The sequence below is a fragment of the Streptomyces griseoflavus genome, assembly GCF_014649995.1.
GTDB classification, from domain to species: Bacteria; Actinomycetota; Actinomycetes; order Streptomycetales; family Streptomycetaceae; genus Streptomyces; species Streptomyces griseoflavus.
Genome location: NZ_BMUC01000004.1, coordinates 143740 through 169898, shown reverse-complemented (window position 1 = coordinate 169898; position 26159 = coordinate 143740). Strand labels below are relative to the sequence as shown.

General features: G+C 71.8%; 28 protein-coding genes and 1 pseudogene. 12 read left to right on the top strand and 17 right to left on the bottom strand.

Annotated features, from left to right (window positions below; all coding sequences use genetic code 11):
• Positions 1–111: 111 nt before the first annotated feature.
• The 4 genes from mctP to nagB all read right to left on the bottom strand — a co-directional run bounded on the left by mctP (position 112) and on the right by nagB (position 3926).
• Complete coding sequence (gene mctP / locus IE172_RS11705) at positions 112–1740, bottom strand: monocarboxylate uptake permease MctP (protein WP_190097107.1); 1629 nt, start codon at positions 1738–1740, stop codon at positions 112–114.
• Entirely contained in the window at positions 1737–2003 is a 267-nt protein-coding gene (locus IE172_RS11700) for a DUF3311 domain-containing protein (RefSeq protein ID WP_190097106.1), read from the bottom strand. Before IE172_RS11700 ends, mctP begins: the two co-directional genes overlap by 4 nt.
• Before the next feature lie 216 nt (positions 2004–2219).
• Positions 2220–2984, bottom strand: coding sequence for a GntR family transcriptional regulator (locus tag IE172_RS11695; RefSeq protein WP_190097105.1), 765 nt, complete (start codon positions 2982–2984; stop codon positions 2220–2222).
• A 156-nt stretch (positions 2985–3140) separates the two neighbouring features.
• Positions 3141–3926, bottom strand: a complete 786-nt coding sequence (gene nagB, locus IE172_RS11690; protein WP_190097104.1) for a glucosamine-6-phosphate deaminase — start codon at positions 3924–3926, stop codon at positions 3141–3143.
• Between the two features lie 540 nt (positions 3927–4466).
• Here nagB and IE172_RS11685 point away from each other — a divergent pair.
• Positions 4467–5933: a sensor histidine kinase gene (locus tag IE172_RS11685; RefSeq protein ID WP_190097334.1), complete on the top strand. Its 1467-nt coding sequence runs from the start codon at positions 4467–4469 to the stop codon at positions 5931–5933.
• A 176-nt stretch (positions 5934–6109) separates the two neighbouring features.
• Here the strand turns inward: IE172_RS11685 and IE172_RS11680 are convergent, their stop codons facing one another.
• Positions 6110–6367, bottom strand: a complete 258-nt coding sequence (locus IE172_RS11680; RefSeq protein ID WP_030219886.1) for a WhiB family transcriptional regulator — start codon at positions 6365–6367, stop codon at positions 6110–6112.
• Between the two features lie 318 nt (positions 6368–6685).
• On the bottom strand, positions 6686–7654 hold the full coding sequence (locus tag IE172_RS11675) for a diacylglycerol/lipid kinase family protein (protein ID WP_190097103.1): 969 nt from the start codon (positions 7652–7654) through the stop codon (positions 6686–6688).
• A 116-nt stretch (positions 7655–7770) separates the two neighbouring features.
• Here IE172_RS11675 and IE172_RS11670 point away from each other — a divergent pair, with 116 nt between their 5' ends.
• Complete coding sequence (locus IE172_RS11670) at positions 7771–8238, top strand: hypothetical protein (protein WP_190097102.1); 468 nt, start codon at positions 7771–7773, stop codon at positions 8236–8238.
• A 70-nt stretch (positions 8239–8308) separates the two neighbouring features.
• Here the strand turns inward: IE172_RS11670 and IE172_RS11665 are convergent, their stop codons facing one another.
• The 3 genes from IE172_RS11665 to IE172_RS11655 form a co-directional block, all read right to left on the bottom strand.
• A complete protein-coding gene (locus IE172_RS11665) occupies positions 8309–9439 on the bottom strand; it encodes an RNA polymerase sigma factor SigF (protein WP_190097333.1) in 1131 nt (376 codons plus the stop codon).
• Positions 9440–9456: 17 nt separating this feature from the next.
• Positions 9457–9870 (bottom strand): ATP-binding protein, encoded by a 414-nt coding sequence (locus IE172_RS11660; RefSeq protein WP_004925829.1) that lies wholly within the window; start codon positions 9868–9870, stop codon positions 9457–9459.
• 256 nt (positions 9871–10126) lie between these two features.
• Positions 10127–10387 (bottom strand): UBP-type zinc finger domain-containing protein, encoded by a 261-nt coding sequence (locus tag IE172_RS11655; RefSeq protein WP_190097101.1) that lies wholly within the window; start codon positions 10385–10387, stop codon positions 10127–10129.
• A 59-nt stretch (positions 10388–10446) separates the two neighbouring features.
• Between IE172_RS11655 and IE172_RS11650 the strand changes: the two genes are divergently transcribed.
• Entirely contained in the window at positions 10447–12039 is a 1593-nt protein-coding gene (locus tag IE172_RS11650) for a Na+/H+ antiporter (RefSeq protein ID WP_190097100.1), read from the top strand.
• Positions 12040–12092: 53 nt separating this feature from the next.
• Here IE172_RS11650 and IE172_RS11645 read toward each other — a convergent pair whose 3' ends face one another.
• Both IE172_RS11645 and IE172_RS11640 read right to left on the bottom strand, forming a co-directional pair.
• Entirely contained in the window at positions 12093–13076 is a 984-nt protein-coding gene (locus IE172_RS11645; protein WP_190097099.1) for a 1-aminocyclopropane-1-carboxylate deaminase/D-cysteine desulfhydrase, read from the bottom strand.
• 145 nt (positions 13077–13221) lie between these two features.
• Positions 13222–13812, bottom strand: a complete 591-nt coding sequence (locus IE172_RS11640; RefSeq protein WP_190097098.1) for an N-acetylmuramoyl-L-alanine amidase — start codon at positions 13810–13812, stop codon at positions 13222–13224.
• Between the two features lie 296 nt (positions 13813–14108).
• Between IE172_RS11640 and IE172_RS11635 the strand changes: the two genes are divergently transcribed.
• The 7 genes and pseudogenes from IE172_RS11635 to IE172_RS34445 form a co-directional block, all read left to right on the top strand.
• Positions 14109–15515, top strand: a complete 1407-nt coding sequence (locus tag IE172_RS11635; protein ID WP_190097097.1) for a family 2B encapsulin nanocompartment shell protein — start codon at positions 14109–14111, stop codon at positions 15513–15515.
• 133 nt (positions 15516–15648) lie between these two features.
• Positions 15649–16758, top strand: a complete 1110-nt coding sequence (locus IE172_RS11630) for a family 2 encapsulin nanocompartment cargo protein polyprenyl transferase (RefSeq protein ID WP_190097096.1) — start codon at positions 15649–15651, stop codon at positions 16756–16758.
• Between the two features lie 189 nt (positions 16759–16947).
• Positions 16948–17607, top strand: coding sequence for a GNAT family N-acetyltransferase (locus tag IE172_RS11625; protein WP_190097095.1), 660 nt, complete (start codon positions 16948–16950; stop codon positions 17605–17607).
• Positions 17608–17761: 154 nt separating this feature from the next.
• Positions 17762–18304: a hypothetical protein gene (locus IE172_RS11620; RefSeq protein WP_190097094.1), complete on the top strand. Its 543-nt coding sequence runs from the start codon at positions 17762–17764 to the stop codon at positions 18302–18304.
• A gap of 134 nt (positions 18305–18438) precedes the next feature.
• On the top strand, positions 18439–20142 hold the full coding sequence (gene ctaD / locus IE172_RS11615) for an aa3-type cytochrome oxidase subunit I (protein ID WP_438817013.1): 1704 nt from the start codon (positions 18439–18441) through the stop codon (positions 20140–20142).
• A gap of 3 nt (positions 20143–20145) precedes the next feature.
• Positions 20146–20583 (top strand): hypothetical protein, encoded by a 438-nt coding sequence (locus IE172_RS11610; protein ID WP_190097092.1) that lies wholly within the window; start codon positions 20146–20148, stop codon positions 20581–20583.
• A 33-nt stretch (positions 20584–20616) separates the two neighbouring features.
• Positions 20617–20811 (top strand): annotated as a pseudogene (locus IE172_RS34445) (dihydrofolate reductase family protein); the annotation flags it as partial.
• A 46-nt stretch (positions 20812–20857) separates the two neighbouring features.
• On the opposite strand, the gene IE172_RS11605 reads toward IE172_RS34445, so the two are convergent.
• The 5 genes from IE172_RS11605 to sodN all read right to left on the bottom strand — a co-directional run bounded on the left by IE172_RS11605 (position 20858) and on the right by sodN (position 24118).
• Entirely contained in the window at positions 20858–21604 is a 747-nt protein-coding gene (locus IE172_RS11605; protein WP_190097091.1) for a VOC family protein, read from the bottom strand.
• Entirely contained in the window at positions 21601–22026 is a 426-nt protein-coding gene (locus IE172_RS11600; protein ID WP_190097090.1) for a VOC family protein, read from the bottom strand. Before IE172_RS11600 ends, IE172_RS11605 begins: the two co-directional genes overlap by 4 nt.
• Positions 22027–22035: 9 nt before the next feature.
• The gene (locus IE172_RS11595; RefSeq protein ID WP_190097089.1) at positions 22036–22458 is read right to left on the bottom strand and encodes a helix-turn-helix domain-containing protein; all 423 of its coding nucleotides are present in this window, start codon (positions 22456–22458) and stop codon (positions 22036–22038) included.
• A gap of 30 nt (positions 22459–22488) precedes the next feature.
• The gene (locus tag IE172_RS11590; RefSeq protein WP_190097088.1) at positions 22489–23574 is read right to left on the bottom strand and encodes a protein kinase family protein; all 1086 of its coding nucleotides are present in this window, start codon (positions 23572–23574) and stop codon (positions 22489–22491) included.
• Between the two features lie 148 nt (positions 23575–23722).
• Positions 23723–24118, bottom strand: coding sequence for a superoxide dismutase, Ni (gene sodN, locus IE172_RS11585; protein ID WP_004983535.1), 396 nt, complete (start codon positions 24116–24118; stop codon positions 23723–23725).
• A gap of 146 nt (positions 24119–24264) precedes the next feature.
• Between sodN and sodX the strand changes: the two genes are divergently transcribed.
• Complete coding sequence (sodX, locus tag IE172_RS11580) at positions 24265–24690, top strand: nickel-type superoxide dismutase maturation protease (protein ID WP_190097087.1); 426 nt, start codon at positions 24265–24267, stop codon at positions 24688–24690.
• Here sodX and IE172_RS11575 read toward each other — a convergent pair.
• Complete coding sequence (locus IE172_RS11575; RefSeq protein ID WP_190097086.1) at positions 24582–25223, bottom strand: CGNR zinc finger domain-containing protein; 642 nt, start codon at positions 25221–25223, stop codon at positions 24582–24584. The two genes, sodX and IE172_RS11575, sit on opposite strands and share 109 nt — an antisense overlap.
• A gap of 100 nt (positions 25224–25323) precedes the next feature.
• Between IE172_RS11575 and IE172_RS11570 the strand changes: the two genes are divergently transcribed.
• A complete protein-coding gene (locus IE172_RS11570; protein WP_190097085.1) occupies positions 25324–26094 on the top strand; it encodes a class I SAM-dependent methyltransferase in 771 nt (256 codons plus the stop codon).
• The last annotated feature ends 65 nt before the right edge of the window (positions 26095–26159 follow it).

Genomic DNA, 26159 nt, shown 5'->3' with positions numbered 1-26159 from the left:
ACGAGCGTGACGTCCGTCCGGGGCGGGTGCCGGACGACGGGCGTGCCGCCGCGGGTACGCCGACGGGCCGCCGGATCTCCTCCCGCGGCCCGTCGCCCGTCGTCCGCGACGCTAGTGCGCGCTGCCGGCCGTGGCCGGCGGGAGCTTCACGTCGACGCCGGGATCGCCCGCGTCCGCCGTGTAGTCCTCGGGCTTGGTCCGGTCGATGCCCTCGGGAGCCTTGAGGGCCCGCATCGCGAAGGTCAGCACCACGGTCACCACGACGTTGAGCACGAAGGCCGTGAGGCCGATGTAGCCGATCTCGCCGATCCCCGGGATCTCCTTCGCGGACCCGCCGAAGTGCTTCTGCGTCGGCGAGGCCACCCCGTACGCGGCGACCGTGCCGTAGATCATGCCGACCGCCCAGCCGCCGATCAGCGCCCAGCGGTGGAACCAGCGGGTGAACAGGCCGCCCACCAGTGCCGGGAAGGTCTGCAGGATCCAAATGCCGCCGAGGAGCTGGAAGTTGATGGCGACGGTCTTGTCCATGGTCAGGACGAAGGCCAGCGCGCCCACCTTCACCAGCAGCGAGACGACCTTGGAGACCTTGGTCTCCTGAGCGGGGGTGGCGTCCGGCCTGATGAAGTCCTTGTAGATGTTGCGGGTGAAGAGGTTCGCCGCCGCGATCGACATGATCGCCGCCGGCACCAGCGCGCCGATGCCGATCGCCGCGAAGGCCACGCCCGCGAACCACGCCGGGAACATGTCCTCGAAGAGCTGCGGGATGGCCAGCTGCCCGTTGCTCACCTTGACGCCGGCCGCGATCGCCATGAAGCCGAGCAGCGCCAGCAGGCCCAGCATCAGCGAGTACAGCGGCAGGATCGTGGTGTTGCGGCGGATCACCTCACGGCTGCGCGAGGACAGCGTCGCCGTGATCGAGTGCGGGTACATGAACAGCGCGAGCGCCGAGCCCAGCGCCAGCGTGGCGTACGTCCACTGGCCCGCCTCGCCCGGCACCAGCGCACCGCGCGGCGCGCCCGTGGCCGGGTTGGTCTCGCTGTACGCCTCCCGCGCCGAGGCGAAGATCTCGTCGAAGCCGCCCAGCTTGACCGGGATGTAGATGATCGCCACCGCGATCACGAGGTAGATCAGCGTGTCCTTGACGAACGCGATGAGCGCGGGGGCCCGCAGGCCCGACGAGTACGTGTACGCCGCGAGCACACCGAAGGCGATCAGCAGCGGCAGGTCCTTGACGAACCAGTTGGTGTTCTCGCCGCCGCCGACGCCCATCACGTCCAGCACGGCCTGGATGCCGACCAGTTGGAGCGCGATGTACGGCATCGTCGCCAGGATGCCGGTGACCGCGACGGCCAGCGACAGCCCCTTCGAGCCGAACCGGCCGCGCACGAAGTCGGACGTCGTCACGTAGCCGTGCTTGTGCGACACCGACCACAGCCGGGGCAGGAAGGTGAAGATCAGCGGGTACACCAGGATCGTGTACGGCACGGCGAAGAAGCCGGCCGCGCCCGCCGCGTAGATGGCCGCCGGCACGGCGACGAAGGTGTACGCGGTGTACAGGTCCCCGCCCAGCAGGAACCAGGTCACCCATGTGCCGAACGAGCGCCCGCCCAGGCCCCATTCGTCGAGCGTGTGCTCGTTCGCGGCCTTGCGCCAGCGCGCGGCCAGGAAGCCCATCGCGGTGACGAGCACGAAGAAGAAGATGAAGACGGCGAGTGCCACGCCGTTCACGCCGTCGTTCACCGCGACGCACCGCCCTTCGAGGCAGAGCGGGCGCGCTGGTCACGCTGCCAGAGCTTGTACGCGACCATCGTCAGCAGGGTGGAGATCAGCACCCAGAGCATCTGGTACCAGTAGAAGAACGGGATGCCGATGACGACGGGGTCGGTCTTCGCGTACGAACCGACCCACAGCATGGCCACGAACGGTGCGACGAGACAGAGGGCGATGACGACGCGCACGGGCGTCACCACCGGCCCTTCCTTGGTTTCCGGGGCTTGTGACATCAGACGGTTTCCGTCCCCTCACTGATCACCGACGGTAAGGCGCTCGGAAATCTAGGTGAGGGCGCGGCGGGGCCGTAACCCCTCGTCAACACAGCGGTATTCAGGCGCGGCCCAACCGAGAGGCAACAGCAACGAAAACCTTGTCAACCACCCGTTTCACAGGGGTTTGGGATGCCCGGAGGTCACCGGCGGGGGCACGGCGGGGTCACCGCGGAATCACTCCTGGGGGCGCTTCAGGCGTGCGACGAACTTGTACCGGTCGCCCCGGTACACCGACCGCACCCACTCCACCGGCTGCCCGTCCCGGTCCCGTGAGTGCCGGGACAGCATCAGCATCGGCAGGCCGACGTCCGTGCCGAGCAGCCCGGCCTCGCGGGGGGTGGCCAGCGACGTCTCGATCGTCTCCTCGGCCTCCGCGAGGCGCACGTCGTACACCTCGGCGAGGGCGGTGTAGAGGGACGTGTACTTCGTCAGGCTGCGCCGCAGCGCGGGGAAGCGCTTGGCGCTGAGATGGGTGATCTCGATGGCCATCGGCTCCCCGTTGGCCATGCGCAGCCGCTCGATGCGCAGCACCCGCCCGCCGGCCGTGATGTCGAGCAGCCCGGCGAGCCGGTCGTCGGCGGTGATGTAGCCGAGGTCCAGCAGCTGCGAGGTGGGCTCCAGGCCCTGGGCCCGCATGTCCTCGGTGTACGAGGTGAGCTGGAGCGCCTGCGACACCTTGGGCTTGGCGACGAAGGTGCCCTTGCCCTGGATGCGCTCCAGTCGTCCCTCGACCACGAGCTCCTGGAGCGCCTGGCGCACGGTGGTGCGCGAGGTGTCGAACTCCGCCGCCAGTGTGCGCTCGGGCGGGACCGGCGTGCCCGGCGCGGCCGTCTCGGTCATGTCGAGCAGGTGCTTCTTCAGCCGGTAGTACTTGGGCACACGCGCCGTACGGACCGTGGTCCCGCCCTCGTTCTCCGCACTGCTGACGTCGGTGCTCATGCTCTGCCTTCCCGGCTCCGGGTGCCGAACGGCCGACATCCCCATCGGCCGCGGCTGACATCGTGGCACGGCTCAGGCCGGGGGTGTGCCCCGCACGCTCCGTGATCCCCTTTGTATACCCCCGGGGCGAGGGCTGGTCCAGACCACGGACGCCGGTCAGATCCCCTGCCAGTCGGGCTTGTTGACGAAGGTGTGCCGGAAGTAGTCGGCGAGCTTCAGCTTGGAGGCGGCGGCCTCGTCGACGACCACCGTGGCGTGCGGGTGCAGCTGGAGGGCGGAGGCGGGGCACACCGCCGCGACCGGGCCCTCCACGGTCGCCGCGACCGCGTCCGCCTTGCCCTCTCCGGTGGCCAGCAGGACCAGGTGGCGGGCCTCCAGGATGGTGCCGATGCCCTGGGTGATGACGTGGTGCGGGACCTGGGCGATGTCTCCGTCGAAGAAGCGGGCGTTGTCCCTCAGGGTCTGCTCGGTGAGTGTCTTGATGCGGGTGCGCGAGGCGAGCGAGGAGCACGGTTCGTTGAAGCCGATGTGCCCGTCCGTGCCGATGCCGAGCAGCTGGAGGTCCACCCCGCCCGCATCGGCCAGCTTCCTGTCGTACGCCTCGCACGCCCCCTGCACGTCCTCGGCCGTGCCGTCGGGGCCCATGAAGGCGTCCATGCCGATGCCGAGCGGCTCCAGCACCTGGCGCCGGAGCACCGAGCGGTAGGACTCGGGGTGGTCGGCGGGCAGCCCCACGTACTCGTCGAGCTGCGCGATCCGCGCCCGGGAGGTGTCCACGGCGCCGGCCTTCACCTTGGCCGTCAGGGCCTGGTAGACGGGCAGCGGCGTCGAACCGGTGGCGACGCCCAGCAGGGCGTCGGGCTTGCGCCGCAGGAGCTGTGCCATGGCCTCGGCGATGAGTTCGCCGCCCGCCTCGGCGTCCGCAACGATGACAACTTCCACGGTGGGCCTGCCGATCTTCAGGAGGACTCGACTGGAACGGTTCCCGACGAGCGGGAACAGGTGGTTTAGACCAATCTCAATCTAGCAGAGAGGCGTGTCCGCGGGCGGGTCCCCCTCCCCGTGCGGGCGCGGCCGCAGGCCCGGAGCGCACGCCGGAAATTGCGGCGGCCGTCCGGTCCGCGAAGGCGGCCCTTCGGGATAGGCTGGATGGCGGAAGCGTCTGCGTCCGGGCGGATCGACGCCCGACAGCAAAGAACGGTGTTCCACGCATTTACAGGGACAGTGGTCTAGTCCACAATGCGTAGCGGAACAGAGTGAGCCTGCCTTCCCCGCACAGGAAGGCGGACCGAGGACCCGGAGCTCTCTGCCCTGACTGCCCCGGCTCCTCATCCACGGCCGACCGGGACCGCACACCCCGCCGGCCGGTGTTGCTCCGGGCTGCGGTGCCGGGAGGGTTGAGGGTCCCTCTCAGGCGCCGCGGCCCGCGGGTGTTCTCGGGCACCGCGCCGACCCACGGGTACGCTCGCTGACGTGCCCTCCATGAACGAACTCGTACGCCAGCACACCGCCCTCGACGACACCGACCTCGAGTGGCTCCATCTGCTGGTCTCGGAGTGGCAGCTGCTCTCCGACCTCTCCTTCGCGGACCTGGTGCTGTGGGTCCCCACCCGCGACGGCACCCGCTACGTCTCGGTCGCGCAGATGCGCCCCAACACCGGGCCGACCTCCTACCAGGACGACATGGTCGGCCATCTCGTCCCGCGCGGCCGCCGGCCCATGCTGGACGCGGCCCTGGACGAGGGCCGGATCGTGCGCGAAGGGGACCCGGAGTGGCGCGAGGAGGTCCCGGTACGGGTCGAGTCCATCCCCGTACGGCGTGAGGGCCGCGTCCTCGGTGTCATCGCCCGCAACACCAACCTGCTCACCGTGCGCACCCCGAGCCGGCTGGAGCTCACCTACCTGCAGAGCGCCTCCGACCTCGCGCAGATGATCGCGGCCGGCGCCTTCCCGTTCGCGAACCAGCAGCTCGAGATGGACGCCTCGCCGCGCGTCGGCGACGGCCTGATCCGGCTGGACGCCGACGGCATCGTCCAGTACGCCTCCCCGAACGCCCTGTCCGCCTTCCACCGGATGGGCCTCGCCGCCGACCTGGTGGGCCATCACCTCGGCACGACCACCGCCGAACTGGCGCCCTCGCGGGGCCCGGTGGACGAGGCGCTGGCCAAGGTCGCCAGCGGCTGGGCGCCGCGCGAGTTCGAGATCGAGGCCAACGACGGGGTGATCCAGTTCCGGGCGATCCCGCTCAAACCCAAGGGAACACGCATCGGGTCGCTGGTGCTGCTCCGCGACGTCACGGAACTTCGCCGCCGCGAACGCGAGTTGATCACCAAGGACGCGACCATCCGGGAGATCCACCACCGGGTGAAGAACAACCTCCAGACGGTGGCGGCGCTGCTGCGCCTCCAGGCCCGCCGCATCGGGTCCGAGCGCGGCCGTGCGGCGCTGGAGGAGGCCGTCCGCCGGGTGGGCTCCATCGCGATCGTCCACGAGACGCTGTCCCAGAACCTGGACGAGCGGGTGGAGTTCGACGAGATCGCCGACCGGGTGCTCGCGATGGTCGCGGAGATCTCCCCGGGCAAGGTCAGCGGCCGCCGCTCCGGCCGCTTCGGCATACTCGACGCCGAGGTCGCCACCCCGTTGTCGATGGTGCTGACCGAGGTGCTGCAGAACGCCCTGGAGCACGGCTTCACCGAGGGGGAGACCGGCACCGTCGAGGTGTCCGCGGTCCGCGGTGGCACCTCCAAGGAGGCCCGCCTGCTGGTCACCGTGCAGGACGACGGGGTGGGACTGCCCGAGGGCTTCGACCCGCACACCGCGGGCAACCTCGGCCTGCAGATCGTACGGACCCTGGTGGAGGGCGAGTTGGGCGGCACCTTCGACATGGTGCCGGCCCCGGAGCGGGGGACCAGGGTGATCCTGGACATCCCCGTGCAGTCGGACAAGTAGCGGGCACGGCAAAAAGCCCCGGACCTCGAAGCGGTCCGGGGCTGATGCTCGTTTTCTTCGGTGTTCCCCCTGCTCGGGCTGTTTCGAGCACTCGGGGAACTACGCGCTGCGGCTCGGGGGCGGGAGATGCGTACGCGGTGTACGCGCCGCCAAGCTCAGGCTGTCGACAGGGGGTGTCAGGCGGAGGCCTGACGGGCCCGGTTGCGGGCGGCGCGGCGCTTCATCGCGCGACGCTCGTCCTCGCTGAGACCACCCCAGACGCCGGAGTCCTGACCGGACTCGAGCGCCCACTGGAGGCAGCTCTCGATCACCGGGCAGCGACGGCAGACGGCCTTGGCTTCCTCGATCTGCAGCAGCGCGGGACCGGTGTTGCCGATGGGGAAGAAGAGCTCGGGGTCTTCCTCGCGGCAAACGGCGTTGTGACGCCAGTCCATGGCTGCTACCTCTCCTTGGTGTAACTGCAAGTGCTTGTGAATGTGAACGCTTTCACGAATCCCCCAACAAGTGAAGGGCCGACCGCCAGGTTCCCTGGCGTGGTCCTTGGGTTCTGAAGAGGGGTTCCGGTGATCTGTGGAGGCTGTTCCTGCGGGCCGTCCCGATCGCCAAGAAGAGACTCGCAAACCTCGGCGGCGGATACAACCCCTTCCGGAAAGTTTTTTTTGATTCTTCGGTGTCGACTAGGTCACAGCCGTACTTCCATGGGGTGGACCCTGGCCTAAACGTTCGAGTGAAAGGACTTTCGCCCTTTCTGCTCACACAATCACACGCAGTGCACGGCGTACGCCTGTGAACGTCACGCTGGTTCGCAGCCCCAGGTGGTCACCGTCCATCTGGAGGGGCAGTGGCACCTTCGAATGCAAGGTGAAGCGTGTCAGATCGTGGCGGGACACCGCGTGCCTGCCATGGGGGCCGCGCTCCGGGGACGAAGTGAGCAACTGCGTGCCATACCGGGCAACGGCGGCGGTGGACATCCGGCTCAGACCGAAGAGATCGAGGCCGGTATCGAACGCGGCCTTAGGTGACGCGTAGATCGGGCGATTGCCGAGAAACGTCCACGGCGAGGTGTTCGAGACTATGGACAGCACCAGATCGCTGACCGGCTCCTCGCCCGGATGCTCCAGGGTGATCACTCCGCGCCGGCGGTGCGGGTCACCGAGCAGCTGACGGACGACCTGGCGCATGTACAGCGCGTGCGTGGACTTCCTACCGCGCTCCCGCTGCTGCTCCACCCGGCCGACGACGCCGGCGTCGAAACCCAGTCCCGCGTTGAAGGTGAACCAGCGGCCCGGCACGGCCTCGTCCTCCGTGCCCGGAGTGCCCGAGGTCAGCCCCAGGCCCACGGTCCGCTCCCGGCCCTCGCGCAGCGCGTCCAGCAGGACGCCGGTGGCCTCCACGGGCTGGTTGGGCAAGCCCAGGGCGCGCGCGAAGACATTGGTGGAGCCGCCGGGGACCACGGCGAGGCCGGGCAGGTGCTCCGGGTCGGGTCCCGCGTGCAGCAGGCCGTTGACGACCTCGTTGACCGTGCCGTCCCCGCCGAGGGCGACCACCAGGTCTATGTCGTCGCTCTCCGCGGCCTGCCGGCCCAGGTCGCGCCCGTGCCCGCGGTACTCGGTGGTGACCGCCTCCAGCTTCATCTCGCTGGCGAGGGCGTGGATCAGCACGTCGCGCGTGCGCGCACTCGTGGTGGTTGCCGCCGGATTGACCACGAGAAGTGCACGCATGACGTGCAGGGTACCTACTGAGCGGTACCGGGCCCAGACGGAGGCCCTGCCGAGCGGGGGGCGAGGGCGTGAACCTCGCCACGGAAGGAGCCCGCGGCGAGGGCTACCCTTCAGGGGTGAGCAGCGAGCAGACCCCCACCACGACCGCCCCGGACGCCACCGGTCCCCGCCCGCGCCGTCTGACCTGTGCCGCGGCACTGGCCGCCCTGGAAGGGGTCGCGCTGGTGGCCGTCGGGGTGTGGATGGCGGTGCTCGCCCTCACCGGGGAACCGGACGACCGGCAGCAGGCCGTCACCGGCGGGGTGACGCTGGTCGCGCTCGCCCTGCTCCCGCTGATCGCCGCGCGGGGACTGTTCGCGCTGCGGAGCTGGAGCCGGGGCCCCGCCGTCATCACCCAGATCATCGCGCTTCCGGTGGCCTACAACCTGCTGGTGTCCGACGGGGTGGCCATCCCCGCCGGCATCGCGCTCGCCGTCGTGGCGGTCAGCACGCTCGTGCTGCTGGTCAACCCCGAGACGACCCGGGCCCTCGGCATCCGAGGACCCGGCAACGCCGAGGACCCGGGTCCGGGAACCGGGTCCTGACCTGCGGAGGCGCCCGCGGACCCCGCTAGCCACAGCGCCGGGCCCACGAACCCCCGGGAGCCCTGCCGGGTCACTCCTCCACGAGCAGCTTCTCCCGGAGCTGGGCCAGGGTGCGGGCCAGCAGCCGGGAGACGTGCATCTGCGAGATGCCGACCTCCTGCGCGATCTGCGACTGGGTCATGTTGCCGAAGAAGCGCAGCAGCAGGATCCGCTTCTCGCGCGGCGGGAGGTCCTCCAGCAGCGGCTTGAGCGACTCCCGGTACTCCACGCCCTCCAGTGCCTCGTCCTCGGCGCCGAGGGTGTCGGCCACCGCCGGGGACTCGTCGTCGGTGTCCGGGACGTCCAGGGACAGCGTCGAGTACGCGTTCGCGGACTCCAGGCCCTCCAGGACCTCCTCCTCGGAGATGGCCAGCCTCTCGGCCAGCTCGTGCACCGTGGGGGAGCGGCCGTGCAGCTGGGACAGCTCCGCCGTGGCCGTGGTGAGCGCCAGCCGCAGCTCCTGGAGCCGGCGCGGCACCCGCACCGCCCAGCCCTTGTCGCGGAAGTGCCGCTTGATCTCACCGACGACCGTCGGAGTGGCGTACGTCGAGAACTCCACGCCCCGGTCGGGGTCGAAGCGGTCGACCGACTTGATCAGCCCGATGGTGGCGACCTGGGTGAGGTCGTCCAGCGGCTCACCGCGGTTGCGGAAGCGCCGCGCGAGATGCTCGACGAGCGGCAGGTGCATGCGCACCAGCCGGTTGCGCAGCTCCGCGTACTCGGGAGTGCCGTCCTGCAGCGTGCGCAGCTCGAGGAACAGGGCGCGCGCCCCGCTGCGGTCCTGCGGGTTGTGATGTGCGTGCGCGCCGTGGGTGCCCGGCGCGCCCGGTGTGCTCCGCGCGCCCTGGGGACCGGGCGTCGTCGGCGCCTCGTCCTCGGAGTGTCGCTCGTGCTCGCTCATCGCCTGGCCCGTCGCCCTTCCCCGAGCGCTCGCCTCGTCCCCCGCCGCCGGTTCCGCCCGCGCGGGAGCGCCCCCGTCGCCCCGGCCGGCCCCGGCCGGGGACGTGTTCCGCGCGGCACCCCCGGCCTGCCCGCCGCCCGGGGGGACGGTCTCCGCGGACTCGTCCTCCGGGTGCGGCCGGGCCTGCTCGGGGATGCCGTCGATGCCGTCCGGCACGCTCTCGGCCGGCAGCTCCCGTGTGCCGCGTTCGTCGTCCCGCACCGGCCCGTCCTCGCTCCTCACGCCGGCCCGGGTCCCGCGCCGCGCTGTTTGTAGAGGCTGATCGACACGGTCTTGTCCTCGTCCACGGCCGACGACACCTTGCCCGCGAGCGCGGACAGCACGGTCCAGGCGAAGGTGTCCCGTGACGGGGCGTGACCGTCCGTGGTCGGCGCCGAGACGGTCACCTCGAGCGAGTCGTCGACGAGCCGGAAGACACAGCTGAGCACCGACCCCGGCACGGCCTGCTGGAGCAGGATCGCGCAGGCCTCGTCGACCGCGATGCGCAGGTCCTCGATCTCGTCGAGGGTGAAGTCCAAACGGGCCGCGAGGCCGGCCGTGGCCGTGCGCAGCACCGACAGGTAGGCCCCCGCGGCCGGCAGCCGGACTTCCACGAAGTCCTGGGTCGCGGGCTCGCCTGCGATCTGGGACACCCTCACCTCCAAGGTGGTACGAGCGTTTCAGGGCCGTTTCGCCCCCGGGTAACGCGCTACGTGGTTCAGCGGTGACGCTATCGCGCCCTCAGCGGTCCTGTCCCGGGACCCCGGCCCACATGCCGTTACTCATAGTAAATCTACGGATACGCTCCGTGGCTAGGGGTCTGCGGCTCCCAAATGGGAAGAGCGCGCGCCGGATTGACGTACCCAGACGCCAGTGCGTCGAACCGTCCGGCACCCCGGTCGCCTCCGGTCACAGCAGTACGTGGTCGACGAAGCACCAGCGCCAGTCCTCGCCGGGCTCGTGGGTCCGCATCACCGGGTGGCCGGTTCTGTTGTGGTGCTCCGTGGCGTGCCGGCGCGGCGAGGAGTCGCAGCATCCGACGTGACCGCAGGTCAGGCAGAGCCGCAGCTGCACCGGGTCGGTGCCGTCCCGCAGGCACTCCGGGCATGTCTCGCCGAGCGGGGCGGGTTCCGGGTCCGGCAGCGCGTCGGCGTGCGTGCACTGTTTCATGATGGCCACAGTACGACGGGCGCGCGGACGACCGCGTCGGAAAGCGAGGGCGGCCGGACATGGATGTGATGCCCCTGCTGTTGCTGGTGGCGGGCAGCGCGGCGATCGCGGCGGCGGCCCGGCGCACCTCGGTGCCGGCACCGCTGGTGCTGGTCGCGGCCGGCCTGGCGGTCAGCTACCTCCCCGGCGTGCCCGACTACGCGCTCGACCCGCACATCGTCCTGCCGCTGATCCTGCCGCCGCTGCTGTACACGGCCGCCACCGAGAGCTCCTACCTGGACCTGCGGGCCCAGCTGCGGCCGGTGGCGCTGCTGTCGGTGGGGTACGTGCTGTTCGCGACCTTCGCCGTCGGCTGGATCCTGTACCTGCTCGTACCGGCCCTGCCGCTCACGGCCGCCCTGGTGTTCGGCGCGGTGGTGGCCCCGCCGGACGCGGTCGCGGCGACCGCGGTGGCGCGCCGGGTCGGCCTGCCCTCGCGCATCACCACCGTCCTCCAGGGCGAGTCCCTGCTGAACGACGCCACCGCGATCACCGCCTTCCGGGTGGCGCTGGCGGCGGCCGTCGGCGAGGGCACGACCTGGGCGGGGGGAATCGCGGACTTCCTGATCGCCGCGGTCGGCGGGGTGGTGTGCGGGCTGGTGCTGATGGCCCCGCTGCACTGGCTGCGCACCCATGTGAGGGAACCGCTGCTGCAGAACACGCTGTCCCTGCTCATCCCGTTCGTCGCCTACGCCTCCGCCGAACAGGTGCACGCCTCGGGAGTCATCGCCGTCGTGGTCGTCGCCCTCTACCTGGGGCACCGCGCGTGGGAGGTCGACTTCGCCACCCGCCTGCAGGAGGAGGCGGTGTGGAAGATGGTGGCGTTCGTCCTGGAGTCGGCCGTGTTCGCCCTCATCGGACTGCAGCTGCCCGTCGTGCTCCGAGGGCTCGGCGAGCACGAGGGCTTCGCCTCCGCCTGGTACGCGCTGGTCGTCTTCGTGGTGGTCGTCGTCGTGCGGTTCCTGTGGGTGTACCCGGCGACCTGGCTGCCGCCGATGCTGTCGGCGAGGATCCGGGAGCGTGAGGGGAGGCCCGGCTGGAAGAGCCCGTTCGTGGTGGCGTGGGCCGGCATGCGGGGCGTGGTCTCGCTGGCCATCGCCTTCTCGATCCCCGTCACGGCCGCGGACGAGGACTTCCCGCACCGCAACCTGCTGCTCTTCCTGACCTTCACCACCGTGATCGGCACCCTGGTCGTGCAGGGACTGACGCTGCCCCCGCTGATCCGGGCGCTGAAACTCCCCGGGCGCGACGCGCAGACCGAGACCCTGGCGGAGGCCAACGCCCAGGCGCAGGCCTCCCGGGTCGCCGAGCAGCGGCTCGACGAACTCCTCTCCGACGAGCGCAACGCCCTGCCGGCACCGCTCGCCGACCGGCTGCGCAGCGTCCTGGAGCGCCGCCGCAACGCCGTCTGGGAACGGCTCGGGCAGGTCAACCCGGTCACCGGGGAGTCGGTCGACGACACCTACCGGCGGCTGGCACGGGAGATGATCAGCGCCGAGCGCGAGGCGTTCGTCAGGCTGCGCGACGGCCGCTACATCGACGACGAGATGCTCCGGACGCTGCTGCGCCGCCTGGACCTGGAGGAGGCGGCCGCCCACCGCGAGACGACCTGACCGTCCGCCCCGGGAAAGCGGGCTCCCGGCGGCCGGTGCGTGCCCGGTGGCGCTCAGCGGGTGGGCGGGTGCGGTGCCGGGCTCCCCGGGGGAGGCGCGGACGGGCCGCCGGCGCGGTGTTCCGGGAAGGGGCGCCCGGTGATCACCGCCGCGACCGTGCTCCCGCGCGGGAACGCCCCCTCCTCCGCGAGGGCGACAAGGGCACAAAGCAACTTGGCGACATAGACACGCTCCACGGGGACGCCGTGACGGTGCTCGAAGTCCTCGGCGAACGCCTCCAGTTCCGGTGTCGTACGGGCGTAACCGCCGAAGTGGAAACGGTCCTCCAGGCTCCAGTCGCCGCGCGGTCCGCCGAACGCCCCGGTCTGCAGGGCCCGTATCGCGCCGGTCAGGAAGCCGCCCTTGAGGACGGGGACGCCCAGCACGCGCATGCCGTCGCCGGCCCCGGCGGCCATCCCCGCGAGGGTCCCGCCGGTGCCGCAGGCCACCGCCGCCACGTCCGTGTGGCCGGCCAGTTCCGCGCCGAGCGCCCGGCAGCCGCGCACGGCGGCGGCGTTGCTGCCGCCCTCGGGCACGACGTACGCGTCCTCGGCGCCCGCCGCGCGCAGGACGGCGGCGAGGGTGTCCGGCTCGGTCTTGCGGCGGTACGCCGAGCGCTCGACGAAGTGCAGCCGCATGCCGTCCGCCGCGCACCGGGCGAGTGACGGATTGAGCGGGCGGGCGGCGAGTTCCTGGCCGCGCACCACGCCGACCGTGCGCAGCCCGAGCAGCCGGCCGGCGGCGGCCGTGGCCCGCAGGTGGTTGGAGTAGGCGCCGCCGAAGGTGAGCACGGTCCGCCCGGCGGCCTCGTGGAGGTTCGGCGCGAGCTTGCGCCACTTGTTGCCGATCAGCTCGGGATGGATCAGGTCGTCCCGCTTCAGCAGGAGCCGCACCCCGTGCCGCTCGAACCGTCCGTCCAGGACCTCGTGCAGCGGCGAGGGCAGCCGCGGCCCCAGCCCCGCGAGAAAGCCGGCGCCGGGATCGTCGGAGCTGGTCACCGGGACATTGTCGCCCGGCCGCTCCCCTCGCGGCAGCCGGCCCCGCGGCCCCGGACGGCCGCGGCCTCCCCGCCCCACGCCGGTGCGGGCGGGGCGCCCGCACCGGCCGGAGTGCCGCGGCGGGGTGCGCGGGAGCGCCGGTGCCTCACTTCAGACGGTCGCCGATACGGGTCCGCATCGACGCCATCGTGAATCCCCGCGGGTCCGGCTTGCCCGGCTGCCACTCCAGATGCCCGATGACGGACCGTTCGTTCCAGCCGTGGTGGCGGCAGACCGCGGCGGCGGCCTTCTCGATCGCCTCCAGCTGCGCCGCCGGCCAGGGGTCCTTGCCGTCGCCCAGGTTCTCGCACTCGAAGCCGTAGAAGTGCCGGTTGCCGTCGGTGTTCGCCTCGTTGTCCGCCGGCAGCCGCTTCTCGGCGATCACCGCGCGCAGCACGTCGTCGTCGCCGAGCCCCGCGTGGTTCGCCCTGCCGTAGCCGACCAGGTGGACCCGGCCGTCCTTGGTGATGACGCCGTGGCACAGCGGACCGGGCAGGCCCGAGTAGCCCTTGCGGCACAGCTCCACGGTCTTCGCGCTGCCCTTGGTGACCGTGTGGTGGATCATCACGCCGTGCACCGGGCCCCAGGGGCCCTTGTGGTTGCGGTTGTGGTCGCGCCAGTCGCCGACCTCGACGACCGTGAGCCCTTCCGCCTTCAGCGCGCGCAGGAACGCGCTCGCGGACATGGGTGGGGCCATGACCGCCCTCCTTCGTGCCGGGCGGCAGCCGCCGTGCGCGACCACCTGGTACTGGCCCTATTACCGGAAAGGAACGAGTTCAACTTTCCGTTCGGGTCCTGTGCGACTCGATCCGGACAATCTCGTTCCGCTACCGGGATGTTGGAGCGGGCGCCGCATGTGTGCCCACACCTCCCAAGATCCAACCCCGCTCGATCGTGTAATGGCGCGGGCACGCCGGGTGAGGAACGCTTGATCACGCAGGACGACGTCCGGCGAGGCCGGGCGTGCACCACCATTGGGGAGGGCAATTTCTCATGTCGGTAGGCGAAGAGGTCCGCACGGAGCAGGCCGGGCAGCAGCAGAGCCTCGGTACGGCCGCCGCGCGGAACCTGGCCACCACGACCAAGTCCGTGCCGCAGATGCAGGAGATCAGCTCGCGCTGGCTGCTGCGCATGCTGCCGTGGGTCGACGTGCAGGGCGGTACGTACCGGGTGAACCGGCGGCTGACGTACGCCGTGGGTGATGGCCGGATGACGTTCGTGAAGACCGGCGACCGTGTCGAGATCATCCCGGCAGAGCTGGGCGAGCTGCCGGTCCTGCGGTCGTACGAGGACGAGGAGGTGCTGACGGAGCTGGCTTCCCGCTGCCGGCAGCGGGAGATCGAGGCCGGCCAGGTGATCGCCTCCTTCGGCAGTCCGGCCGACGAGGTGTACCTGCTGGCGCACGGCCGCGTGGAGCGGGTCGGCACCGGCCCCTACGGCCAGGACGAGTCCCTCGGGGTCCTCGCCGACGGCGCCTACTTCGGTGAGCAGGCACTGCAGGGCGAGGACGCCATCTGGGAGTACACGGCCCGCACCCTCACCCCCTGCACCGTCCTGGTGCTGCCCCGCGAGGCGGTCGAGCAGGTCGCCGAGCGGTCGGACAGCCTGCGCGAACACCTCCGCAGCCGGCTCGAGGTACCCGGGCAGCGCACCAACAAGTACGGGGAGAAGGAGATCGACCTCGCGTCCGGCCACAGCGGGGAGCCGGACATCCCGCACACCTTCGTCGACTACGAGGCCAGGCCCCGCGAGTACGAACTCAGCGTCGCCCAGACCGTGCTGCGCATCCACTCCCGCGTGGCCGACCTCTACAACCAGCCCATGAACCAGACGGAACAGCAGATCCGGCTGACCGTGGAGGCGCTGAAGGAGCGCCAGGAGCACGAGCTCGTCAACAACCGCGAGTTCGGTCTGCTCCACAACTGCGAGTACGACCAGCGGATCCAGCCGCACGACGGGGTGCCGGGCCCCGACGACCTGGACGAACTGCTCAGCAGGCGGCGCGGGACCAGGCTGCTGCTCGCCCACCCGCGCGCGATCGCCGCGTTCGGCCGTGAGCTCAACAAGCGGGGGCTCGTCCCGGAGACCGTCGACATGGGCGGCAACCGCATTCCCACCTGGCGCGGGGTGCCCATCTTTCCGTGCAACAAGATCCCGGTGACCGAGGCCCGCACGACCTCCATCATCGCCCTGCGCACCGGCGAGGAGGACCAGGGCGTCATCGGTCTGCGGGCCACCGGCATCCCCGACGAGATCGAGCCGAGCCTGTCCGTGCGGTTCATGGGCATCAACGAACAAGCCATCATCAAGTACCTGGTCACGGCCTACTACTCGGCCGCGGTCCTGGTACCGGACGCGCTGGGTGTCCTGGAGGACGTCGAGATCGGCCGCTGGCGGTGACCGTCCGCGGGCTCCCGTGCCGCGTGCCGTGTCCCCGGCCGTCCGGGCGGGTACACCTCGGAGGAGCGTGCTCGACGGGTGCGGAAGCGCCCTCCCACCACTCCTCCACCGAACCGGTGCCAGGGGGAAGCCGATGACGGAATCCATCACGGAGCGGCAGACGGGGCGTACGACGGGGCGTCCGGGTGAGGTCCCCACGGTGCCGGAGCAGCGTGCCGGGGACGGACACGAGGCGACGGTGCTGCTGGACAGGGCCCGGGCCGCGGTCGACCCGGTGCTGCGGGCGGCCCTCGACTCGCTGCCCGGACCCATGCGCCGGATCGCGCTGCACCACTTCGGCTGGCAGGACGCGGACGGCACGGCGGCCCACGGAGGCGCGGGCAAGGCGATCCGCCCCGCGCTGGTGCTCGCCGCGGCCTCCGCGATGGGCGGCCCCACCGCACGGGCGGCCGCCGTGCACGCGGCGGCGGCCGTGGAACTGGTCCACAACTTCACGCTGTTGCACGACGACGTGATGGACCGGGACACCACCCGCCGGCACCGGCCCACGGCGTGGACGGTGTTCGGTGACGCCGGCGCGATCCTCGCGGGGGACGCCCTCCAGGCGCTCGCCCTGAGGCTGCTCGCCGAGGACCCCCACCCGGCGGCCCGTGCCGCGTCGGCCCGGCTCGCGGACTGCGTGATCGAGCTGTGCGCGGGACAGCACGCGGACACGGACCTGGAACGGCGTGCCCCCGGAGAGGTCACCCTCGCCGAGACGCTCGCCATGGCCGAGGCGAAGACCGGGGCACTGCTGGGCTGCGCCTGCGCCATCGGGGCGCTGTACGCGGACGCCGGGGAGGAGGACGTGGCGGCACTCGACGCGTTCGGCCGTCAGGCGGGACTGGCCTTCCAGCTCATCGACGACGTGATCGGCACCTGGGGCGACCCGCGCCGCACCGGCAAGCCGGCCGGTGCGGACCTGGCCGCCCGCAAGAAGTCCCTGCCGGTGGTGGCGGCGCTCACCTCCGGCACCCCGGCGGCCGCGGATCTCGCCGCGGTGTACGCGACCCCGCACCGGAAGGAGGATCTGGAACGCATCGTGCGTGCCGTGGAACGGGCGGGCGGCCGGGACTGGGCCCAGACCGAGGCGGCCGACCGGATGGCCCGGGCGATGCAGGAAGTGGCCCGCGCCGTGCCCGACCCGGAGGCGGCGGGCGGCCTGCTGGCACTCGCCGAGTTCGTGACCCGGCGCACCACCTGACGGCCCGCCGGGCCGTCCCCAGTACCCGGCCCCCCGCGCCGTGCGGCCCCCTGACTGCGCACGGCACCGGGGGTCCGGCCCGGCGGGTCCCGCACTTCCCCACGATGTGCGGGGCCCGCCCCTTCGGCCGCTGCCCCCGATAGGGTCAACCACCGTACGAGACAGCATGGTTGAGGCGAAGGGGTGGACATGGGAGTGGCGATCCGGACGGCTGGGGAGGACGACCGGGAGCTGATCGTCCGCCTCCTGGACGAGGCGTTCCAGGACGACCCGGTCAGCGGCTGGGTCTTCCCCGGCGCGGAGTACCGCCGTACGACGCACCACAAGCTCATGGCGGCCTTCACCGACGTCGTCCTCGCCGACGGGCGCATCGACGTCACCGAGGACGGCTCCGCCTGCGCCCTGTGGATGTCGGTGCCCGCGGAGGAACCCGGTGCCGGCGACTCCGGATCCGGTGCCGGAGACCCCGCGGGGGACGACGGCTTCGCGCGGACGCGCCAGGACGTCGATCCCGACAACGAACGCGTGGAACTGATCGGCCGCCTCACGGCGGACATCCACCCCTCGGGCCGGGCCCACGAGTACCTGTGGATGATCGGCGTCGCTCCAGGCCGTCAGGGCGAGGGCCTCGGCACCGCGCTGATCGGCTCCGTCCTGGACCGCTGCGACCGGGAGGGACGGGCGGCCTACCTGGAGGCGAGCAACGAGCGCAGCCGCCGGCTGTACGAACGCCTCGGCTTCGAGGCGGCCGGTCAGCCCCTGTCCCTGCCGGACGGCCCGTCGATGTGGCCGATGTGGCGCGAGCCCCGGTCCACGGCCACCGGCTCGCCGGCCCTCCCGGAGGGCTGACCTCCCTGCCGTCCTCCCCGCCCTCTCCGGGCCCGACAGGGACGTTCGGCCCTGGTCGTCGGCGGCCGTCCCGGCTTCACTGGCTCGCGACCAGCGCCCGTCGGCCGCACCGAGCGGTCCGGCGGGCGGCGGACGACGAGACGGCGGGGGCACGATGCGTGCGGCAGTGGGCGACGGTGGCGGGACGGACGGGGACATCGTGGTGGTGGGGCACGCCGATCTGGCCCCGGACACCGTCCCGCTGGTGGAGTCCGCGTTGCGGACCCGGCTGGCACGCCGCCCGGACCGCGGCGGCATGGCCATGGTGCGCACGGGCGCGGGGACGCCCCTGGTGTCCGGCAGGGCCGCGCGGGCGTCGGGCTGCCCGCTGGCGGTGGTGATCCCCACCCGTGCCGGGATGCCGGCCATGCCGCCCCGGCACGACCGGATGGCGACCGGTGAACTGCTCACCCTCGCCGACCAGGTACGCCTGGTGGCCTACGACCCGTTGGACCGCGCCTCCTGCATCGGCGCCGACGAGCGGCTCGTCGCGGCGGGCGGTCTGCTGCTGGCGGTCTGGGACGGCTCCCCGTCCAACGGCCGCGACGCCACGGCCCACCTGGTGACCTACGCCCGCGCGCGGGGTGTCCCGGTGGAGATCGTGTGGCCCGCGGGCGCCGCCCGGCAGGCGGTGTGGCCGGCCGCCGCACCGGACTGAACCGAAGGACCATTGGTCCCCGGCCCGGGGCCCGCACAGGGCCCCTTCGACCCATGCGGACCCCTTCCCCCGCCGTCGATCATGAGGCGCGCCGAAACGGCTGGGGAGGAAGACATCCGGTGGATGAGATACGCATGGACCAGGTGAGCACCGCGGAGCGGGACCGGTCCCGTCCGGTGCCGCACACGGCGGCCGTGGCCCACGGAGGAGACGCCGCGGGAACGCCCGCCGCGCGCCGGACCGCGTGGGTGGACTGGCTGACGACCACCGACCACAAGAAGATCGGCACGCTGTACCTGGTCAGCGCCTTCGTGTTCTTCGTCGTCGGCGGGGTGATGGCGCTGGTGATGCGCGCCGAACTCGCCCGCCCGGGCACGCAGATCATGTCGAACGAGCAGTTCAACCAGGCGTTCACGATGCACGGTTCGATCATGCTGCTGATGTTCGCGATGCCGCTGTTCACCGGGTTCGCGAACTGGATCATGCCGTTGCAGATCGGGGCGCCCGACGTGGCGTTCCCCCGGCTGAACATGCTGGCGTTCTGGCTGTTCCTGTTCGGCTCCGTGATCGCCGCCGGCGGTTTCCTCACGCCGGGGGGCGCCGCCGACTTCGGCTGGTTCCTGTACGCACCGCTGTCCAACGAGATCTACTCGCCGGGCATCGGCGCCGATCTGTGGATCATGGGCGTGGCCCTGTCCGGCTTCGGTTCGATCCTCGGCGCGGTCAACTTCATCACCACGATCATCTGCATGCGGGCACCCGGGATGACGATGTTCCGCATGCCGATCTTCACCTGGAACGTGCTGCTGACGGCGCTGCTGGTGCTGATCGTGTTCCCGGTCCTGGCGGCGGCGCTGTTCGCGCTGGAGTGCGACCGCAAGTTCGGCAGTCACATCTTCGACGCGGCCAACGGCGGGGCGCTGCTGTGGCAGCACCTGTTCTGGTTCTTCGGCCACCCCGAGGTGTACATCCTGGCGCTGCCGTTCTTCGGCATCGTCTCCGAGGTGATCCCGGTCTTCTCCCGCAAGCCCATGTTCGGCTACATGGGCCTGATCGGCGCGACCGTCGCCATCGCCGGCCTCTCGGTGACCGTGTGGGCGCACCACATGTACGTCACGGGCGGGGTGCTGCTGCCGTTCTTCGCCTTCATGACGATGCTGATCGCGGTGCCGACGGGCGTGAAGTTCTTCAACTGGATCGGCACCATGTGGAAGGGCAGTCTGTCCTTCGAGACGCCGATGCTGTGGACGGTGGGCTTCCTGGTCACCTTCCTCTTCGGCGGCCTGACCGGCGTGCTGCTGGCCTCGCCCCCGCTGGACTTCCACGTCTCCGACACGTACTTCGTCGTCGCGCACTTCCACTACACCGTCTTCGGGACGGTCGTGTACGCGATGTTCGCCGGATTCCACTTCTGGTGGCCCAAGTTCACCGGCAAGATGCTCGACGAACGCCTCGGCAGGATCACCTTCTGGACCCTCACGGCCGGCTTCCACCTGACCTTCCTCGTCCAGCACTGGCTGGGCGTCGAGGGCATGCCGCGCCGCTACGCCGACTACCTCGCGGCCGACGGCTTCACCGCCCTGAACACCCTGTCCTCGATCGGGTCGTTCCTGCTCGGGCTGTCGATCCTGCCGTTCTTCTACAACGTCTGGAAGACGGCCAAGTACGGCAAGCCGGTCGGCGTCGACGACCCCTGGGGCTACAGCCGTTCCCTGGAGTGGGCGACCTCGTGCCCGCCGCCGCGCCACAACTTCACCACGCTGCCGAGGATCCGCAGCGAGTCCCCGGCGTTCGACCTGCACCACCCGGAGATCGCCGCGCTCGAAACGGAGCGGTGAGCCGTGCCGCAGCCCGTCCTCGCCCTGGGGTGCACGGCGGTGACCGTCGCCGGCAGCGTCTGGTACCTGCCCGCCCTCGCCGATCTGCGCGCCGGACCCGACCGTCCGCGCTCCCGTCGTACCGCGGCGCTCGCCTGCCTCACCGGCTGGGGCACGGCGGCGGCGGTCGCCCTGGCGCTGCTCGTGGCCCCGGCCCGGTGGACGCCGGCGGCGGTGGCGGCCGTGGGCGGCGCGGCCGCCATGGCCCTGTGCGTCCGTGCCGCCGTGCGGCGCGCCGCCGAGCGGCGCGAGACGGCCCGGCAGTGGGCGGGCCTGCCGCACGTCCCGCCGCCCGCCGCGCGCAGGCGCCCTCGTGCGGTGGCCGCCACCGCGGCCTTCGCCCCCGTCCTGGTCACGGGCCTGCTCCTGGTGATGGCCGGCCGCGGGCTGCACCCGGGATGACGGTCCGCCCGTCCTCCTACGGCATCGCACCCATACCTCTGCGGCGGAGCGCGGATCGCCGGCGCGCCGGCCGACGAGATCGACGAACCGGTCATCAGGACCTGCCCCGTCGTGCAGGGGTCCGGGATGCCGATGTTCGCCTCCGTCTTCTCCGTCACGGAGTTCGCGCTGGAGTCGGTGCGCGGGTTCGGCAACGGCGTGGTGGTGCGCACGTACAGCAGGAAGCGCCGAACGGGGAGGGCGAAGCCGTGCCGCACCGCCACCGCGGCCCGGGTTACGCCACCGGCCGGCCCGCGGGAAGGCCCGTCTCCGGATCGCGGCCGGTCAGGCAGTAGACGCCGCCCGTGGGGTCGCGCATCACCGTCCAGCGGCCGAACCCGGCCACGGGCACGGCCCCGTGCTCCTCGTGCCGGGCACGCGTCGTGGCGACATCGGCGCAGGCCAGGTCCGGGTGGGCGGAGACCGGCCGCTCGTCCTCGATCCGCTGGAGCAGGAAGCGCACCGGCAGCCCGGCCGGCGGCCGGACCACGTGGAACTCCGGGAGCGAGCCGGGCGCCGCATCCCAGTCGGGCAACAGCCCGCTCCAGAAGGCGACTTCCTCGTCGTAGCGGGACGGCGGGATGTCCAGGCACACCTGGTCCAGCCGGCTGCCGTGCGCGACGGGCGGCCGCGCCGACTCCCCGTGCCAGGGAATCGCGCAGAACACCTGACCGGCCGGCGAGCGCAGTACGGTCCACCCGTCGTGCTCGGCGACCGTCCCCGCGCCCAGGCGCCGCGCCTGAGCGACGAACTCCGGGATGTCGTCCACGGACAGGTCGAGATGCACACCGCCCTCACCCGAGCCGAGGCGCTGCACCCCCGCGCAGGCGTCGGCGCCGTCCACCGCCAGCGTCACGAACTCCCCGTGCTCGCCGCTCGGCCCGGACAGCCGCGTCCCCGTGACGGCCGCCCAGAAGGCACCCGCCCGGTCGGCCGCCGCACCGGGCCGGTCGAGGAAGAGGTACGTCCAGCGGACGCTCACCTGCCGGGGCGTTCCATGAAGCGCAGCATGTTCCCCGCCGGGTCGCGGAACGCACAGTCACGCACCCCGTACGGCTGGTCCGCCGGCTCCTGGATCACGTCGGCGCCGGCGGCCCGGACGCGTTCGAAGAGGGCGTCGCAGTCGGTGGTGGTGAAGTTGACCCCGCGCAGCATGCCCTTGGCCAGCAGCTCCGCCATGGCCTGCTTGTCACCGGGCGAGGCGTCCGGGTTCGCCGCGGGCGGCTCCAGCACGATCTCCACGTCCTGGTCCGGCGAGGCGACCGTCACCCACCGCATCCCCTCGAACCCCACGTCGTTGCGGACCTCCAGCCCCAGCACGTCACGGTAGAAGGACAGCGCCTTGTCGTGATCGTCGACGGCGATGAAGCACTGGGCGAGTTTCGCGTCCGTTCCTGTGTCCATGCGTCCACGCTAGAAGGTTTCGCGCGGATCGGCTTGTGTCCTGCCGCGCACCGGGCGGGTGAACGTCCGCGCCACGCACGGCGGGATCACCGCGCTCTCCTCGTGCGACCGGGCCCGGTAGGCGCTCGGCGTCTCCCCGACCAGTTCGGTGAAGCGCGAACTGAACGAACCGAGGGAGGTGCAGCCGACCGCGAGGCACACCTCCGTCACCGTCAGATCACCGCGCCGCAGCAGCGCCTTGGCGCGCTCCACCCGCCGGGTCATGAGATACGCGTACGGCGTCTGCCCGTACGCCGCGCGGAAACTGCGCTGGAAGTGCCCCGGCGACATCAGCGCGGTCCGCGCCAGCGCGGAGACGTCCAGCGGCTCGGCGTACTCCCGGTCCATCCGGTCCCGGGCCCGCCGCAGCCGCACCAGATCCTCCAGCTCCATCCCCCCAGCATCCCACGCCCACCCGCCCCCTCACGGGCCGTCCGCCGTGACGCCGAGCCGGCGGAACTCCTCCACCGGGTACGGGGTGCGCCTGCTCCGGCCGCGGAAGGCGCGGGTGAACTCGGACATCACCGCGGCGACCGGCGCGTGCCGGGCGAGGATCGCCGCGGCCTCCGCCGGGACGCCCGTGGGACGCCTGCCCCCGGCGAAGTCGCGCACCAGCGCGTACCGCCCGTCCCGGTCATCGACCCGGTACCCGTACAGGGCGGTGACGAGCCAGTTCACCAGGTGGGCGGTGGTGTAGCAGCGGTCGTACGTCCGGTGACCGCGGAGGAAGGCGGCCTCCGCGGCCGACAGCTCGAACCCGGAGGAGACGGCGAGCCCGAAGTCCGCGAAGTAGAGGCGCCGGCCGTCCGTCAGGACGTTCTCGAAGTGCGCGTCGAAGTGCAGCAGCCCGCGGCTGTTCATGAACGCGACGCCGTCCGCGAGACCCCGCTCCACCCTGGCACAGGCCCGGCCGGCGGCCTCGCCCCCCGCCTCGACCCGGGCGCCCAGCCACTGGTGCAGATTCTGCGGGATGTACTCCAGGAACAGCGCCACACTCGCGGCGGACTCCTCCAGGGCCCGGATCCGGCGGCGCACCCGCGCTCCGCCGCCCCAGTAGGCGACCGCCCGGTCGACATCGGCCAGCTCCTCCGGCAGGGGCGTCGCGTCCGGCAGCACCCGCCAGTGGTACATCAGCGGGAAGCCCTCGTGCTCCGCGTCCAGCACCCAGCCGGTGGTCAGGACGTGCGCGGCGAGCTCACGCCAGGCCCCGAAGCCCGGCCCGCCGAGGGCGCCGACGCCGTAGTGGCAGAAGAGGGGCAGCTCGAAGAGGTTCGCCGTGGACCGGACGTGCTCCGGCCGCAGCTCCAGGCCGGTGAGAGGCACCCGCTTCACGAAGACGGGCGTCCCGGCGACCTCCGTCACGGACGCCTTCCCACCGATGCCGGACCCGGTCGGCACGGCCCCGTCCACCAGCTCGCGCAGGGCCCGGTCGGCGCACCGGGCCAGGGTGCCGGAGACGGTGTCGTGAGCGCGCAGCCGGGCGGTGTGCGACAGGTCGGGCCACCCCACTACCGACCCCGCGCCGTCGTACGGACACGGGTGGCGCAAAGGACCGCACCCGGACCGTGGGAGGTGCCGTGGGCGGCGTCCCATGGGCCGGGTGCGGGTGGAGGGACACTGCAAAACGTAAGGAATCGCAGGTCGCAACGCACGAAGGTCAGGCCTTCTTGGTCTCCCAGAAGATCTTGTCGATCTGGGCGATGTAGTCGAGCGCCTTCTGGCCGGTGGCCGGGTCCGTCGACGCCTTGGCGGCCGACAGGGCCTTCAGGGTGTCGTTGACCAGCTGGTGCAGCTCCGGGTACTTCTCGAAGTGCGGCGGCTTGAAGTAGTCGCTCCACAGAACGGAGACGTGGTGCTTGGCCAGCTCGGCGCGCTGCTCCTTGATGACCGTGGCACGGGCCTGGAAGTGCGGGTCGTCGTTGCCGGCCATCTTTTCCTGGACGGCCTTCACCGACTCCGCCTCGATGCGGGCCTGGGCCGGGTCGTACACGCCGCAGGGCAGGTCGCAGTGGGCGCTGACCTTGACCTTGGGGGCAAACAGGCGGGAAAGCATGGAGCGTTTCCTTCCTCGTGATCGTCTTCTCACAGGGGACATTACTCCGTGGCGGACGGCTTTTCGCGGGTGCCCCCGCGGGCTTAGGACAAAAGTCCGGGGTGAGACTGGGACTGGTGGAGGAAGAACCGGGGAGGTGCCGGGAGATGCCGGAGCTGTCGCAGGACGCCGAGCGGCCGAGGCCGCCGCTGCCTTTCGGGGTGGCCGAGGTGACCGGGCCGTCCATGGTGCCCACACTGCACCACGGGGACCGGCTGCTGGTGCACTACGGCGCCCGGGTCAGACGCGGTGACGTGATCGTGCTGCGGCACCCCTTCCAGCAGGACCTGCTCGTGGTGAAGCGGGCCGCCGAGCGGCGGGACGGCGGCTGGTGGGTGCTCGGCGACAACAGCTACGCGGGCGGCGACAGCACCGACTACGGGGTGGTGCCCGACGAGCTGGTGCTGGGCCGGGTCCGGTTCCGCTACCGGCCGCGCACGTCGGAGCGGCGTTCGCCGCTGGCCGTGGTGGGCTGGGCGCTGTCGGCGGCGCGGCCCGTGTTCTCGGCCTCCAGGCGCTTGCGGGCACGGTAGGCGGCCACGTTGGCCCGGGTGGCGCAGCGGTCGGAGCAGTACCGGCGGGAACGGTTGGTCGAGGTGTCCAGGTAGGCGTTGCGGCAGGGCGGCGCCTCGCACAGCCCGAGCCGGTCCACGCCGTACTCGGTGAGGTGGAAGGCGAGGCCCATCGCGGCGATGGCGGCGTAACCCGCCGTCGCGTTGGACGGGTGATCGGCCAGGTGCATGTGCCACAGCGGGCGGCCGTCGTCGTCGCGGAAGTCGTGACCCGAGATCTGCGGGCTGACGGGGAACTCGAGCAACAGGGAGTTCAGCAGGTCCACCGCGAGCGTCTCGTCCCCGCCGTCCGCCGCCTCGAAGACCGAGCGGAGCCGGGCCCGGACCGAGCGGAACCGTGTCACGTCCGCGTCCGTGGCGCGCCGCGCGGCCGACTGGTTCCCGCCGAACAGGCCGCGGACGGCCTCGACCGAGGTGAGCGTGTCCTTGCCCCGGGCCGGCTCCTCGGTGTTGACGAGGCGTACGGCGTAATCCGAGTAATAGGCCAGTTCCACTTGTAGTCCTTACGCAGGGGCTCTATGGTCGTGCGTGCGGTCGGGTAATAGACGGTCGTGCTGCAAGGGTATTACGTGACGGAGACGAGGGAGGGGCTCGATGACGGACGCGCACACCACCACGGCCGCCGCCGACTGGCACGCCTGGCAGGAGAGCTGGGACCGGCAGCAGGAGTGGTACATGCCCGACCGCGAGGAGCGGTTCCGGGTCATGCTCGACATGGTCGAGGCCCTCGTCGGGACCGCCCCGCGCGTGCTGGACCTGGCGTGCGGCACCGGCAGCATCACCGCCCGGCTGCTCGCCCGCTTCCCGGACGCCACCAGCACCGGCGTCGACCTGGACCCGGCACTCCTCGCCATCGCCGAGGGCACCTTCGCGGGGGACGGGCGCGTCACCCTCGTCACCGCCGACCTCAAGGACCCCGGCTGGGCCGAGGCACTGCCGCACGACTCCTACGACGCCGTGCTGACCGCCACCGCCCTCCACTGGCTGCACAGCGAACCCCTCGCGGACCTCTACGGGCACGTCGCGGGCCTGGTCCGCGACGGCGGTGTCTTCATGAACGCGGACCACATGATCGACGAGACCACGCCCCGGATCAACGCGGCCGAGCGCGCCCAGCGGCACGCCCGCATGGACCGGGCCAGGACCGGCGGCGCCCTCGACTGGGCCGAGTGGTGGCGGCTCGCCGCGAACGACCCGGTCCTCGCGCGGCCCACCGCCCGCCGGTTCGAGATCTACGGCGAGCACGCCGACGGAGACACGCCGTCGGCCGCGTGGCACGCGCGGGTGCTGCGGGAGAAGGGCTTCGGCGAGGCCCGCCCGGTGTGGTGCTCGCCGTCGGACACCCTGCTGCTGGCCCTCAAGTAGCACGGACGGACGAAGGGGCGGTACGGAAGATCCGTACCGCCCCTTCGCCGTGCGCGGGACCGCGG

Coding starts and splice junctions, on each gene's coding strand:
- sodX (WP_190097087.1), top strand. CDS start 24,265: ATGCCGGAGCTGTCGCAGGACGCCGAGCGGCCGAGGCCGCCGCTGCCT.
- IE172_RS11595 (WP_190097089.1), bottom strand. CDS start 22,458: ATGGAGCTGGAGGATCTGGTGCGGCTGCGGCGGGCCCGGGACCGGATG.
- IE172_RS11630 (WP_190097096.1), top strand. CDS start 15,649: ATGACGGAATCCATCACGGAGCGGCAGACGGGGCGTACGACGGGGCGT.
- ctaD (WP_438817013.1), top strand. CDS start 18,439: ATGGACCAGGTGAGCACCGCGGAGCGGGACCGGTCCCGTCCGGTGCCG.
- IE172_RS11570 (WP_190097085.1), top strand. CDS start 25,324: ATGACGGACGCGCACACCACCACGGCCGCCGCCGACTGGCACGCCTGG.
- IE172_RS11625 (WP_190097095.1), top strand. CDS start 16,948: ATGGGAGTGGCGATCCGGACGGCTGGGGAGGACGACCGGGAGCTGATC.
- IE172_RS11655 (WP_190097101.1), bottom strand. CDS start 10,387: ATGAAACAGTGCACGCACGCCGACGCGCTGCCGGACCCGGAACCCGCC.
- sodN (WP_004983535.1), bottom strand. CDS start 24,118: ATGCTTTCCCGCCTGTTTGCCCCCAAGGTCAAGGTCAGCGCCCACTGC.
- IE172_RS11650 (WP_190097100.1), top strand. CDS start 10,447: ATGGATGTGATGCCCCTGCTGTTGCTGGTGGCGGGCAGCGCGGCGATC.
- IE172_RS11640 (WP_190097098.1), bottom strand. CDS start 13,812: ATGGCCCCACCCATGTCCGCGAGCGCGTTCCTGCGCGCGCTGAAGGCG.
- IE172_RS11685 (WP_190097334.1), top strand. CDS start 4,467: ATGAACGAACTCGTACGCCAGCACACCGCCCTCGACGACACCGACCTC.
- IE172_RS11675 (WP_190097103.1), bottom strand. CDS start 7,654: ATGCGTGCACTTCTCGTGGTCAATCCGGCGGCAACCACCACGAGTGCG.
- IE172_RS11680 (WP_030219886.1), bottom strand. CDS start 6,367: ATGGACTGGCGTCACAACGCCGTTTGCCGCGAGGAAGACCCCGAGCTC.
- IE172_RS11600 (WP_190097090.1), bottom strand. CDS start 22,026: ATGGACACAGGAACGGACGCGAAACTCGCCCAGTGCTTCATCGCCGTC.
- IE172_RS11635 (WP_190097097.1), top strand. CDS start 14,109: ATGTCGGTAGGCGAAGAGGTCCGCACGGAGCAGGCCGGGCAGCAGCAG.
- IE172_RS11700 (WP_190097106.1), bottom strand. CDS start 2,003: ATGTCACAAGCCCCGGAAACCAAGGAAGGGCCGGTGGTGACGCCCGTG.
- IE172_RS11620 (WP_190097094.1), top strand. CDS start 17,762: ATGCGTGCGGCAGTGGGCGACGGTGGCGGGACGGACGGGGACATCGTG.
- IE172_RS11695 (WP_190097105.1), bottom strand. CDS start 2,984: ATGAGCACCGACGTCAGCAGTGCGGAGAACGAGGGCGGGACCACGGTC.